Below are 207 nucleotides of genomic sequence, written 5' to 3'. Positions count from 1 at the left end.
AGACATTATGCGGTATTAGCAGTCGTTTCCAACTGTTGTCCCCCACCTCAAGGCATGTTCCCAAGCATTACTCACCCGTCCGCCGCTCGTCAGCAAAGTAGCAAGCTACTTTCTGTTACCGCTCGACTTGCATGTGTTAGGCCTGCCGCCAGCGTTCAATCTGAGCCATGATCAAACTCTTCAATTAAAAAGTTTTTATGTTCCGAA

At 47.8% G+C, this 207-nt stretch carries 1 rRNA gene; it reads right to left on the bottom strand.

Annotated elements, in window-relative coordinates:
* Positions 1–187: ribosomal RNA gene (locus tag AN391_RS20280) — 16S ribosomal RNA — on the bottom strand; the annotation flags it as partial.
* Between the last annotated feature and the right edge of the window lie 20 nt (positions 188–207).

Source organism: Pseudoalteromonas sp. P1-13-1a, assembly GCF_001401875.1.
GTDB lineage: Bacteria > Pseudomonadota > Gammaproteobacteria > Enterobacterales > Alteromonadaceae > Pseudoalteromonas.
This window is presented reverse-complemented; position numbering and strand designations above follow the sequence as displayed.